The following is a 12,394-nucleotide window of genomic DNA, read 5'->3' on the forward strand; positions in this document are numbered from 1 at the left end:
GCTCACGCCGGTCTCCCCTCGCCCATGTCGCACACCGGCTGCCTTGCGGCGTCCGCGTCCCGTTTCGTGGCTTCTCGGGGCCGTGTCTGCTGACACGGATTCCAGGGCCCGGGGCTGAGGAAGCACCCCGAAGCGGGTCTTCTGACCTGTATGCAACGTAGTCACCTCCCTTTTAGAGGTTCCTGGGGCTGGTCAACCATCCCGACGAGCCGAGCAAGCTCGATCCTTCAGGCCGAGAAGTTGAGCGTCCATCCTCAGCAGACGGCCGTAATCGTCGACACGGCACGGTACGGCATGACCACGCGCAGTTCAATTCGGACAAGCGGCCGGTAGCAACATGATCAACGAGAAGCGGGGTTGTGACGATGGGTGATCACCAATACTCTGCTCCCGGCTCTTCTAGCACGGGCTCCAACCCCCCTCACGCCCTGGAGAAGTCTTGTCGGCTGATTCCTTCTTTTCTGACAGCGGACTACGCCGTGGCCGCCTCGGCACGGCCCATCTTGTGTTCTTCACCGTCGCCGCCTCGGCGCCGTTGACCGTGCTCGGTGGCGGCGTCACCACGATGTTCGCGGTGAGCGGCAACATCGGCGCCGCCCTGGGATACGTGCTACTCGCCGCCGTTCTCGCGGTCTTCGCCACCGGCTACGCGGCGATGAGCCGGCACGTGGCCAACGCCGGCGCCTTCTACGCGTACATCGCGAACGGCCTCGGCCGGGCCGGCGGGGTGGCCGGCTCGGCGGTCGCGCTGGCGGCCTACAACGCGATCCAAATCGGTCTCTACGGCCTGATCGGCGCGATCCTCGCGGAGTTCCTGTCCGCCAAGGCGGGCCTGGACCTCGCCTGGTGGGCGTGGGCGCTGATCGCCTGGGCGCTCGTCGGCCTGCTCGGCGTCCTGCGGATCGACCTGAACGCCACCGTCCTGGCGGTCCTGCTCGGCCTCGAGTGCGTGGTCGTGCTGATCTTCGACGCCATCTCCTTCACCCATCCGGCGAGCGAGGCGGTCAGCTTCGCCGGCATCGATCCCGGCAACCTGTTCACCGCCGGCTTCGGCGCGGTGCTGGCCTTCACCATCGCCTCCTTCACCGGTTTCGAGAGCGGCGCCATCTACAGCGAGGAGGTCAAGGACCCACGGCGGACGGTGGCTCGGGCCACCTACATCGCCGTCGCCTTCACCGGACTGTTCTACGCGGCCTCCGCCTGGGCCCTGACGGTGCTGACCGGCCCGGAGAACGCGGCGAAGAATTCCGCGGAGGCCGGCCCGGGGGTCGTCTTCGGCGCGCTGGAGCAGTACGCGGGCACGGTCGTCGCCGACATCGCGAACGTCCTGTTCATCACCTCGGTGCTGGCGGCGCTGCTGTCGTTCCACAACGGAGTCGCCCGGTACCTCTTCGCGCTGGGCCGGGAGCGGGTCCTGCCGCGCTTCCTCGGCGCGACCTCGACCCGCAGCGGCGCTCCCCTGGCCGGCTCGCTGGTGCAGAGCGCGCTCGCGGTGGTCGTCTTCCTGGCGTTCGCGATGGCGGGCCGGGACCCCATCATCGACCTGTTCACCTGGCTGTCCGGCGCGGCGGCGGTCGGTGTGGTGCTGCTGATGACGCTGACCTCCGCGGCCGTGGTCGGGTTCTTCCACGGGCGGCCGGGGCCGGAGACCCTCTGGCAGCGGGTCCTCGCGCCGGTGCTCGCCACGATCCTGCTCGGCGTCGTGCTGGTGATGCTGCTGATCAACTTCGACGCACTGCTCGACCCCGGCACCGCGAGTTACATGAAGTGGCTGCTACCGGCGATTCCGGTGGTCGCCGGGGCGCTCGGCCTCGTCTGGGGTTTCGCCCTGAAGTCGGCCCGCCCGGAGGCGTACGCGCGGATCGGACGGGTCGCGGAGGAGGGACTGCACGAGCCGGGTCTGCACCCGTCGCCGGACCCGGAGCGCGACCCGCGGATTCACGCCGGCCAGCGGTGACCGCGGCTGGTCGACGGCCGCGCTGACGGCGCTTCGACGGCTCGCCTGGTCCGCAAGGTCAGGCGGGCCGTCGGACCGACGCTCCCGGTCAGGCCGAGCGGGGGGCTGGCACCCGGGTCAGGCCCCCGCGGTGGGATCAGCACGCGATCAGGCCCGGGCCGCCGCGCGGCGGGCCAGCCACAGGCGGTGGGCGAACAGGAGCCCGTAGCCGGCCAGGACCGCGCCGAGCACGGCCAGTGCAGCGGTGCTGGCGGAACTCCGGGCGGCGTCCAGGAGCACGCCGAGCATCGCCGCCGCGACGATCAAGGAGACGTGGTTCGAGGCCCAGAACACCACCGGCGTCATGCGCCCGGGGTCGAGGTCGTGCATCGCTCCGCGGCGCAGTTGGAGGACGAGCCAGACCGACAGCGGCGCGGTCGCGACCATCGCCGCCCAGGCCAGCCACGGCACCCAGCCGAGCGCCGCGAAGGCGGTGAGCATCCCGTACGCGACCGGTTGGGCGGCGACGATCAGGCGCACCGCCGGCCGGTAGCCGATGATGACCGGCAGCGTGCGCTTGCCGACCGCGGCGTCCGATCGACGGTCCCCCAGGTTCATGACCATCATCCGCGCCACCTGGAGCAACGCGGTGGGCGCCAGCACGGCCAGCAGCAGCCACGGCACGGCGCCGGCCTGGAGCACCACCGCGACGGCGGGCCAGAGGCCGTTGAGGATCGCGGCGACCGTCAACTCGCCCGCACCCCGGTAGTTGAGCCGCAGCGGCGGGGCCGTGTAGAACCAGGCCAGCACCACGGCCGTGGTGGCGAGCACCCGCGCCTGCCAGGACGGCATGACCGCCACCATCAGCGTCGACAGGCCGAACAGGACGAAGCCGGCGCCGAGCGACACCATGGGCGTGACCAGGCCGTCCACCAGGGCCCGGCTGCCGCCCGTCCACGGGGTGAAGAAGACGTTCGCCCGGTCCGCCTCCAGGTCGAAGTACTCGTTGCAGAAGTGGGTCATGACATGGACCACCCACGCGAACAGCTGCGCGACGGCGTACCACCTGAGATCGAGCGGGTGGCCCTGGTGGACCGAGACCGCGACGGCCAGGCCCACCGGCAGGAGGTTGTAGAGCAGGAAGCGCAGCCGGGCCAGGCGGAGCAGACCTCTCCACGCAGCGAGGCCCCGCGCGGGGGTGGCGCCGCCGGCGGGAGGGCGAGGTCGCGGAATCAGGCGGGGTTCCAGCATCGCGGCCACCGACAAACGCCTCCCAGTAGTCAGACCATCACAGAATCTAACCGTCCCAAGGGATCAATGGCAGACCCTGTCGGGAACGCAACTCAAGGCGTTCCACAGGGGATCCCGCTCAGCGGCTCGTCGGCTCCGGCGGCAGGTGCCGGGCGAGCAGCTGGGCCAGGTGCTCCCCGGACCGGTCGGCGAGCGTGTCGAGCTGGGTACGGCAGCTGAATCCGTCGGCGAGCACGACGGTGTCGGCCGGCGCACCGCGTACCGCGGGCAGCAGGTCGTGTTCCGCGACGGCGACGGACACCTCGTGGTGACCCCGCTCGACGCCGAAGTTGCCGGCGAGACCGCAGCAGCCGCCGAGTCGCTGCACCTCGACGCCGGCCCGCTTCAGCAACGCCGCGTCGGCGTCCCAGCCCATGACCGCGTGGTGGTGACAGTGCGGCTGGGCGACGGCGGTGGCCCCGGTCAGATCCGGCGGCGTCCAGTCGGGCGTGCCGGCCAACAGCTCGGCCAACGTCCGGGTGGCCGCCGCCACCTCCGCGGCGGCGTCCGCGTCCGCGCCGTCCAGCAGTTCGAGCGCGTCGGAGCGCAGCACCGCGGTGCAGGACGGCTCCAGGCCGACCACCGCCGCGCCGGCCCGTACGTGCGGGGCCAACGCGGCGACGGTGGCCCGGACCTGCCGGCGGGCGCCGTCGAGCTGGCCGGTGGAGATCCAGGTCAACCCGCAGCAGACCGGCTTCTCGGTGACGCGTACCCGGTAGCCGGCCTGCTCCAGCACCGCCACCGCCGCCCGCCCGACCTCGGGCGAGAAGGCGTCGGTGAAGGTGTCGACGAACAGGACGACGTCCCCGTGCCGCCCCGGCGCCGACGGCTGGTCACGCCGCGCGAACCAGCGCCGGAACGTCGTGGTGGCGAAGTTGGGCAGGGTACGCCGGGCGTCCACCCCGGCGGACCAGGTGATCAGCGGGTGCAGCACGGCCGACCGCAGCATCGCGTTGAGCACGCCGGTCACGGCCGGCAGCCGACCCGCCAGCCGTGCCCAGCGCGGCAGCCAGCCGAGAACGTAGTGCGACCGGGGGCGGATCCGCCTGCGGTACCGCTGGTGCAGGGCCTCGGCCTTGTAGGCGGCCATGTCCACGCCGGTGGGGCAGTCCGCCGAGCAGCCCTTGCAGGACAGGCAGAGGTCCAGCGCGTCGTGCAGCGCGGCGGACCGCCAACCGTCCGGCCCGAGCCGACCGGAGACCACGTCCTGAAGCACCCGGGCCCGGCCCCGGGTGGAGTCCTTCTCGTCCCGGGTGGCCAGGAACGACGGGCACATCACGCCACCGGATCCGGTGGTGTCGGCGCGGCACTTGCCGACGCCGGTGCAGCGGTGGACGGCCATCGACAGGTCGCCCCGGTCGTGCCGGTAGGCGAGCGCGAGGCTGGGCAGCTCGGCGCGGCGCAGCGGCGGGGCGGCGGCGACCCGCACGTCGGCGTCCAGGGGCGCCGGCCGGACGATGACGCCCGGGTTGAGCACGTCGTCCGGATCAAAGACCCCCTTGACCCGCTCGAACAGGGCGATCGCGTCGGGCGAGTACATCAGCGGCAGCAGCTCGCCGCGGGCCCGCCCGTCGCCGTGCTCGCCGGACATCGACCCGCCGTGCCGGGCGGCCAGCTCCCCGGCGGCGTACAGGAACTCCTTGAAGACCCGGGTGCCGTCGGGGCCGTCCAGGGGGAAGTCGATGCGGATGTGCACGCAGCCGTCGCCGAAGTGCCCGTACGGCAGCCCGATCAGCCGGTGGTCGGCCAGCAGCGCCTCGAACTCGCGCAGGTAGGCGCCGAGTTTCTCCGGCGGCACGGCGGCGTCCTCCCACCCGGCGTGCGCCGGCGCGCCGGCGGGCGTACGGGCGGACAGCCCGGCCCCGTCCTCCCGGATCCGCCACAGGGCCGCCGCGTGGGCGGGGTCGGTGACGACCGCCGCGTCGAGCGCGCCCGCACCGGCGGCCAGGCGCTGCGCCGTGTCCACCACGGCGGACCGCTCGTCGCCCGCCAGCTCCACCAGCAACCAGCCGTCGCCCCGGGGCAGGTCGGGCACCTCCGCCGCACCCCGGCGGGCGCGGACGACGTCCACGATCCGCCCGTCCAGGCCCTCGCAGGCGATCGGGGCGTACGGCAGGACGGCCGGCACCGCGTCCGCGGCCTCCGCCATCGACGGGTAACCGAGCGCCACCAGGACGCGTACGGGGGCGTCGCGGACCAGGCGGACGCGGGCCGCGAGGGTGAGGGCCAGGGTGCCCTCGGAGCCGACGAGCGCGCGGGCCACGTCGAAACCGCGCTCGGGCAGCAGGTGCTCGAGGGAGTATCCGGAGACCTGACGGCCGAACCGGCCGAGCTCGGTCCGGATCGTGGCCAGGTTCCCCCGGACCAGCCGCCGCAGGTCGGCCAGCAGCGGCGACTCCTCGGTCGCGCCGTCGATCGCGCCGAGGCGCAGGCGCTCGCCGGTGCCGGCCAGCACGTCGAGGCCGAGGACGTTGTCGCTGGTGCGGCCGTACCCCAGGGCCCGTGACCCGCAGGCGTTGTTGCCGATCATCCCGCCCAGTGTGGCGCGGTTGTGGGTCGACGGGTCGGGCCCGAACCGCAGGCCGTACGGGGCCGCCGCCCGTTGCAGGCGCGACTGCACGACACCTGGTTCGACCAGCGCGGTCCGCGTATCCGGGTCAATCTCCAGCACCCGGTCGAGGTGCCGGCTGGTGTCCACCACGATGCCGGGGCCGACCGCGTTGCCGGCGATCGAGGTGCCGGCGCCGCGCATGGTGACCGCGACCCGGTGCTCCGTCGCGACGGCCAGCACCGCGAGCACCTCGTCGACGTGCCGGGGCAGGACGACCACCTGCGGCGGGATCCGGTACAGCGACGCGTCGGAGGAGTAGAGCGAACGGCGCAACGGCGAGTCGTCGACCTCGGCCACGCCCGCGCGGCGCAGCGCGCCGACGAGGTCGCGGGTGGCCGCCGCGTCCGGCGTCCGGGGTGCCGCGCCGGGTGAACTCGTACCCATTCCTACTCCCGTTCGGTTGCCGCGGACAACGCCCGCTCCACCACGTGCTCGGCGATGGCAAGCGAGGACGTCGCCGCGGGCGAGGGGGCGTTGCGTACCGCGACGACGCGCCCCATGATCTCGATCCGGAAGTCGTCGACCAGGTCTCCCCGCCGGTCCACGGCCTGGGCGCGGACACCGGCCGGGGCACGGACGAGGTCGGCGGAGGCCAGCTCGGGAACGTAGTGCCGTGCGGCGGCGACGAACCGGCCCTTGAGCAACGACCCGAGCATCTCCCGCACGCCGGTACGCCAGTGCCGGGCGGCCAGCCGCGGGAACCCGGCGTAGCCCAGCGTCGCGAGCAGGTCGTCGAGGCGGACGTCCCTCCGGCGGTAGCCCTCGCGGGCCAGCGCGAGCACCGCGTTGGGGCCGACGTCGACGGTCCCGTCGATCCGGCGGGTGAGGTGGACGCCGAGGAACGGGTACCGCGGGTCGGGTACCGGGTAGATCAGGCCGCGCACGAGTGACGACCGCTCCGGCCGCAGCCGGTAGTACTCGCCGCGGAACGGCAGGATCCGCGGCGCGGGGTCCCCGCCGGCCATCGTGGCGAGCCGGTCGACGTGCAGCCCGGCGCAGAGGATGACCTGCTCGGCCACGACGTCCTGCCCGGTCGTGGTGAGCGCCACCGCGTCGCCGCGTCGGGTGATCCCGGTGACGGCGGTGCCCGGGCGGACCTCGCCGCCGAGCCGGGCCACGTCGGCGGCGAGGGACCGGGCGACCTGACCGAAGTCGACCACGGCGGTGTGCGGCGAGAGCAGGGCGGCCCTGCCCCGTGCGTGGGGCTCCCGGTCCCGCAGGCCGTCCGGCCCCAGCAGCTGCACGCCGGGTACGCCGTTGGCCCGCGCCCGCGCGAACAGGTCGGCCAGCCGGGCCTCCTCCGTCGCGTCCCGCGCGACGATGACCTTGCCCAGCTCCTGGTAGGCGATGTCGTGCTCGGCGGTGTACTCGCGCAGCAGCGCGACCCCCCGCCGGCATAGCGTCGCCTTCAGCGACCCCGGTTGGTAGTACACGCCGGCGTGCACGACACCGCTGTTGTGGCCGGTCTGGTGCAGGCCGACCTGGCGCTCCTTCTCGAGCACGACGACGGAGCTGCCGGGGCGACGGATCAGCAGCTCCCGGGCGACCGCCAGCCCGACGATCCCCGCCCCGACCACGACGTGAGTCATGCCGAAGGACCCTGCTCGGTCGCGGGCACGCGCAACTGGCCGTTCCGGCGCACCGGCAGGCCCGGAACGTCCCCAGCCGGGTCGCGCAGCTCGGCTGGCAGCAGCGCCGCGGGCCAGCCCTGCAGCGCCGACGGACGCAGCCAGCGCCGGATCGCGGTGGCGCCGACACTGGTGGTGCCGGAGGCGGTGGAGGCGGGGTAGCCGCCGCCGTGGTGGGTCGCCCAGCCCACCCGGAGCCCGCTGGTCGGCTGGTTCCACACCACCCGGCCCGCCCGGTCGACCAGCACGGGCAGCACGTCGCGGGCGTCGGGGAGGTCCTCGTCGGTGGCGTACACCCCGGCCACCAGCGAGGACGGGAGCGCGGCCAGGGCGGTGCGCAGCTCCGCCACGGACCGGTAGCGCACCAGGACCGCGTACGGGCCGAAGCACTCCTCCCGCAGGTCGGCGTTGGCGTCGGCGAGCAGACCCGCCACGGTGGTGGCGAGCAGCACCGGGGGCGCCGGCGCGGGGTCACCGGCGCCGGCCTCGGCGTCGCCGCCGCAGAGCACCTCGACGCCGTCCAGCGCCGCCCGCTTCGCGGTGCCGGCCGCGTACGCGGCGGCGATCGACGCGTTGAGCAGCACCGGACGCGGGGCGTCCGCCATCCGCCGGCGCAGCCGGTCGGCGAGCCCCTCCGCGTCCTCGGGCAGGAAGACCAGGCCCGCCTTGGTGCAGACCTGACCGCCACGGGTGAGCATCGAGGTGACGAGCGGCTCGATCACCGCGTCCGGGGTCCGGGCGGCGTGCGGCAGCACGACGGCCGGGTTGACGCTGCCCAACTCGCCGTAGAACGGAATCGGCACGGGGCGCGCGGCGCAGAGGTCGAACAGGGCCCGTCCGCCGCCGACCGACCCGGTGAACCCGACCGCCGTGACGGCCGGGTGGGTGACGAGCTGCACACCGGCCTCGAACCCGCTGACCATGCCGATCACGTCCGGGCTGAACCCCGCCGCCACGGCCGCCGTACGCAGGGCGAACAGCACGGCCCGGCAGGTACGCGGGTGCGAGGGGTGCTCCTTGGCCACGACCGGACACCCGGCGGCGAGCGCCGAGGCGGTGTCACCGCCGGCGACGCCGTACGCGAAGGGGAAGTTGCTGGCGCCGAAGACCGCGACCGGCCCCAGCGGCTGCAACCAGCGCAGCACGTCGCCGGTCGGGGCGGTGTCGACGGTGGCCTCCAGGTACGAGCCCTCCCGCACGACATCGGCGAACATCCGCAGCTGGTCGGCGGTGCGGGTCACCTCGGCGTCGAGCAGGTCCGGCGCGAGGGCGGTCTCCGCCGCGGCGGTCGCCACCAGCTCGGCGCGGGACCGTTCCAGCTGCCCGGCCATCGTCTCGAGCATCCGGGCACGCCGCTCGCGCCCGGCACCGGCGAACCCGGGTGCCGCGCGGCGGGCACGTTCGACGACGTCCGCGACCTCGCCGAGCCCGTCGAGCTGGTCGTCCTGGGTCCGCGTCATTTCGAAACCCCCATCCTGTCCTCGGCGTGCCGGCCGGTCGATGCCGCCAGGGCCAGCACCTGTTCGCGGCTGGGCATGGACGCCTGCGCGCCGGCCGCCGTCACGCTCAGCGCCGCCGCCCGGACGGCGAACTCGGCGGCGTCGACCAGTGGGCGCCCGTCCGCGAGGGCGTCGGCGAGGGCGCCGCAGAAGCAGTCCCCCGCCCCGGTGGTGTCCACGGCGGTGACCGCGGGCGGTGTGAGGTGGCGGACGGTGTCGCCGTCGACGACGAGAGCGCCGTCGCCGCCCAGGGTCACCACCACCGCGGCGCAGGGCAGCGTCCGAGCCAGCGCCGCGACCTCGTCCACCGTGACCGGCAGCGCCGCCGCGCACAGCTGCGCCAGTTCGCCCCGGTTGGGCACCAGCACGTCCACCCGGCTCAGCAGCTCGGGTGGCAGCGGCAGCGCCGGCGCCGGGTTGAGCACGAAGGCGCCGCGGGTGGCCGACGCGGCGGCCAGGACGGCGTCGACGGGGATCTCCAGCTGCGCCAGGACCACCTTCGCCCCGGCCAGCTCGGCGTGCGCCCGGCGGACCAGGTCGGGGTGCACGGCCGCGTTGGCACCGGGCGACACGACGATCGAGTTCTCGCCGGACGGGTCGACGAAGACCACCGCCTGCCCGGCGGGGCCGTCCACGGTGGCCAGCCGGTCGATGTTCACCCCTTCGGCCGCGAGCTGCCGGGCCAGATCCGTGCTGACCTGGTCGGAGCCGACGGCGCCGACCAGGGTGACGGCCCGGCCGAGCCGGGCCAGGGCCACCGCCTGGTTGGCGCCCTTGCCGCCACTGAGCCAGGAGGGCGATCCACCGTGGATCGTCTCGCCCGGCCGGGGCAGCATGTCGACTTCGATGCGCAGGTCGGCGTTGACGCTGCCGACCACGACGACGTCCGGCTGGTGTCCGGTCATGCGCCGGCCTCCGTCCGGTGCCCGCGCAGCCGGTCGTGCGTGCCGCCCATCAGCACGGGTCGGCCGGGCAGCAGGGCCTTGGGCAGCGAGACGCTGACCGTGTACGACGGGTTGACCAGGTTGCCGACCCGGGCCGAGCAGCCCTGGGACACCAGCTGGTAGGCGTCGTGCGGTCGCAGGTCGCAGCTCTGGCTGACCCACTGGACGAGGGTGTGCACGGCGACCCGTGCCGCGTCCTCCAGGGGCCGGCCGGCGCCGACGGCGATGATCTCGTCGTCCGTCTCCATCCGGGGCCAGTCGACGTCCCGGGCCGCGAGGTGCTCCTCCGCCAGCACCGCGGTCCGCAGCCGGGTCACCATGGCGCCCTCGACCGCCGTGCCACCGAACTCGCCGTCGCCCTGCGCGAAGTGGCCGTCGCCGAGGTAGAGCATCGCGCCGTCCACGTTGGCCCGCAGGTAGAGGGTGGTGCCGGCGCCGAGCGCCGGCACGTCGAGGTTGCCGCCGAAGGCGTCCGGCACCGCGCTGGTCCGTACCTCGCCGTGCGCCGGGGCCACCCCCACCGTCCCGTGGAACGGGCGCAGCGGTACGGCCAGCTCCCGGCCGTCGGCGGTGCGGGTACGCACCGTGCCCGTCGCCGGGTCGACCGACCAGATCCACACGTGTTCCGCCGCCTCCGGCTGGAGGTTGGGGCTGAGCCGGGTGCCGGAGAGCGCGCCGAAGTGGGGCGACAGGGTGGAGACGCCCCAGTCCCGGGCCGGGGTGAGATCGACCAGGTGGATCGCGACCACGTCACCGCGCCGCACGCCGCGCAGCTCGATCGGCCCGGTCAGCGGGTTCACCCGCGGGAACGGCGCGACCTCGCGGGGGCGGCCGGTGACCGAGGTCAGGCGCCCCGAGAAGCAGTCCTCGGTGAACACCTCGAGCTCCGCGCCGACCTCGGCCGTGGCGATGGGGGGCAGCCCGCCGACGGTGAAGGCGAACTGCTCCGGCGCCGGGTGGATGCGGGTCACGAACGGCTCCTCGGGTCGTGCAACGACGTCACCACGTCGACGAAGCGGTCCAGGTCGTCCCGGTGGATGCTGTGCCCGGCGTGCGGCACGACGACCACCGAGTCGGCGCCGACCGCCGCGCGCAGCGCCGCGACGTCCACCGCCGGGACGAACCGGCTCTCGCCGGGCAGCACCCAGCGAGTCGGGACGGTGGCGGCCACCCGGGCCGCGGCGCCGCGCAGGTCCCACGGGGCGTTGCCGGCGAACGCCGCCCGCGCCCCGTCCCAGTGCACCTGTTCGAGGCTGAGCACCTTGCCGGCGGCGTCCAGCCGGGTCCAGTGCGGGTTCAGCGCGAGGGTTCCCTCGATGTCGCGGGGCAGGTGCTCACGGTCGTACGCCAGCATCGCGGTGGGCACCTCCTGGTCCGGCTGGTGGGAGACCGGGTCCTCGAGGATCAGCGCCCCGGGCCGGAGCACGCCGCGCAGCACCGCCTCCTGGGCGAGGTAGCCGCCGAACGAGTGCCCGATCAGCACGTCCGGCTGCGCCGGCACGACGCCGGCAAGGTCCGCCAGCAGCGTCTCCGTGTCGTACCCGTCGGCCGTCTTCGGGCTCTCGCCGTGCCCCCGCAGCTCGGGGGCCAGCACCCGGAACCCGAGTTCGGCAAGACGCGGCCCGAGCCGGGTCCACGAGCTGGAGTTGGCCGTGATGCCGTGCAGGCACACGCAGACCGGGCCGCCCGCCGCTCCCCAGGTCGCGACGTTGAGCGGAACCATCGTCATCGCCCTTCCCCGGCGGTCCAGGACACCATCTGCTGCCAGAGCGGGGCGTAGCCGGCCCAGTCGACGAAGGCCGGCGGCGCCCAGTGCGGCCCGCAGTCGGAGGTGAAGGCCAGACCGCGTCCGCGGCCGTACTCCCAGGCCACCACGAGCGGGTCGGCGTCGACGGTGACGACCACGTCGGCCTCCGGGCGGGGCCGCACGACGTTGTAGCCGAGCAGGTCCGGCCAGGGACCGGTGACGCCGCGGATCGCCGGGTGCTCCGGGAGCTGGACGGCCGGCGTGACGCCGGCGGGGCGCTCGGCGCGGTCGTCGTACGGGTGCATGGTCACCGGCAGGGCGTCCTCGATGGCGCTGCCGGCGTAACGGGCCTTCGCGTCGATGCCCTGGAAGGTGAGGTAACCGCCGACCATGATGACCCCTCCCCCGCCGTGGACCCAGTCCCGCAGCACGGCGAGGCGGTCCGGGAGCGGCACCGACTTCGTGAAGGTCTCCGGGTGCAGCAGGAAGGTGTTGGCGCCGACATCACTGATGATCACGCAGTCGTAGGCGTTCAGCTCCTCGACCGTGCTCGGGAAGTCGGTGGCCGCGACGTGCGCCGGCTGGTAGGTGACCTGCCAGCCGCCGTCCTCCAGGGCCTGCCGCAGCCACCGCACCCCCTCCGCGTACTCGGTCGTGGTGAAGCTGTCGAAGCCCTTCTGGTGGATGCTGTGAACGGTCCAGGACTCGCCGGCGATGAGGACCGACTTGCGGGTCACGG

At 74.1% G+C, this 12,394-nt stretch carries 9 protein-coding genes; 1 reads left to right on the forward strand and 8 read right to left on the reverse strand.

The genetic code is table 11. The features are described 5' to 3' along the window. Window positions 1-505: 505 nt before the first annotated feature. On the forward strand, window positions 506-1,957 hold the full coding sequence (locus ABZ570_RS26385) for an APC family permease (RefSeq protein WP_358069035.1): 1,452 nt from the start codon (window positions 506-508) through the stop codon (window positions 1,955-1,957). A gap of 147 nt (window positions 1,958-2,104) precedes the next feature. Here the strand turns inward: ABZ570_RS26385 and ABZ570_RS26390 are convergent, their stop codons facing one another. The 8 genes from ABZ570_RS26390 to ABZ570_RS26425 form a co-directional block, all read right to left on the reverse strand. Next, window positions 2,105-3,187, reverse strand: coding sequence for a prenyltransferase (locus ABZ570_RS26390; protein ID WP_358069038.1), 1,083 nt, complete (start codon window positions 3,185-3,187; stop codon window positions 2,105-2,107). A 118-nt stretch (window positions 3,188-3,305) separates the two neighbouring features. Continuing rightward, window positions 3,306-6,221, reverse strand: coding sequence for an FAD-linked oxidase C-terminal domain-containing protein (locus tag ABZ570_RS26395; protein WP_358069041.1), 2,916 nt, complete (start codon window positions 6,219-6,221; stop codon window positions 3,306-3,308). Between the two features lie 2 nt (window positions 6,222-6,223). Continuing rightward, on the reverse strand, window positions 6,224-7,426 hold the full coding sequence (gene lhgO, locus ABZ570_RS26400; RefSeq protein ID WP_358069044.1) for an L-2-hydroxyglutarate oxidase: 1,203 nt from the start codon (window positions 7,424-7,426) through the stop codon (window positions 6,224-6,226). Continuing rightward, on the reverse strand, window positions 7,423-8,925 hold the full coding sequence (locus tag ABZ570_RS26405; RefSeq protein WP_358069047.1) for an aldehyde dehydrogenase family protein: 1,503 nt from the start codon (window positions 8,923-8,925) through the stop codon (window positions 7,423-7,425). The genes lhgO and ABZ570_RS26405 overlap by 4 nt, the downstream gene beginning before the upstream one ends. After that, a complete protein-coding gene (locus ABZ570_RS26410) occupies window positions 8,922-9,869 on the reverse strand; it encodes a ribokinase (protein WP_358069050.1) in 948 nt (315 codons plus the stop codon). Before ABZ570_RS26410 ends, ABZ570_RS26405 begins: the two co-directional genes overlap by 4 nt. After that, a complete protein-coding gene (locus tag ABZ570_RS26415) occupies window positions 9,866-10,879 on the reverse strand; it encodes an acetamidase/formamidase family protein (protein WP_358069053.1) in 1,014 nt (337 codons plus the stop codon). Before ABZ570_RS26415 ends, ABZ570_RS26410 begins: the two co-directional genes overlap by 4 nt. Further along, window positions 10,876-11,637 carry an alpha/beta fold hydrolase gene (locus ABZ570_RS26420; RefSeq protein WP_358069056.1) on the reverse strand — a complete coding sequence of 254 codons (762 nt, stop codon included), beginning with the start codon at window positions 11,635-11,637 and terminating at the stop codon, window positions 10,876-10,878. Before ABZ570_RS26420 ends, ABZ570_RS26415 begins: the two co-directional genes overlap by 4 nt. Further along, complete coding sequence (locus ABZ570_RS26425) at window positions 11,634-12,392, reverse strand: glutamine amidotransferase (protein WP_358069059.1); 759 nt, start codon at window positions 12,390-12,392, stop codon at window positions 11,634-11,636. Before ABZ570_RS26425 ends, ABZ570_RS26420 begins: the two co-directional genes overlap by 4 nt. Between the last annotated feature and the right edge of the window lie 2 nt (window positions 12,393-12,394).

This window comes from Micromonospora sp. NPDC007271, assembly GCF_040634005.1.
Classification (GTDB): Bacteria; Actinomycetota; Actinomycetes; order Mycobacteriales; family Micromonosporaceae; genus Micromonospora.

Excerpts from the sequence above, each read along its gene's own strand:
- ABZ570_RS26405 (WP_358069047.1), bottom strand. The coding sequence starts at position 8,925 with ATGACGCGGACCCAGGACGACCAGCTCGACGGGCTCGGCGAGGTCGCG.
- ABZ570_RS26420 (WP_358069056.1), bottom strand. The coding sequence starts at position 11,637 with ATGACGATGGTTCCGCTCAACGTCGCGACCTGGGGAGCGGCGGGCGGC.
- ABZ570_RS26395 (WP_358069041.1), bottom strand. The coding sequence starts at position 6,221 with ATGGGTACGAGTTCACCCGGCGCGGCACCCCGGACGCCGGACGCGGCG.
- lhgO (WP_358069044.1), bottom strand. The coding sequence starts at position 7,426 with ATGACTCACGTCGTGGTCGGGGCGGGGATCGTCGGGCTGGCGGTCGCC.
- ABZ570_RS26410 (WP_358069050.1), bottom strand. The coding sequence starts at position 9,869 with ATGACCGGACACCAGCCGGACGTCGTCGTGGTCGGCAGCGTCAACGCC.
- ABZ570_RS26390 (WP_358069038.1), bottom strand. The coding sequence starts at position 3,187 with ATGCTGGAACCCCGCCTGATTCCGCGACCTCGCCCTCCCGCCGGCGGC.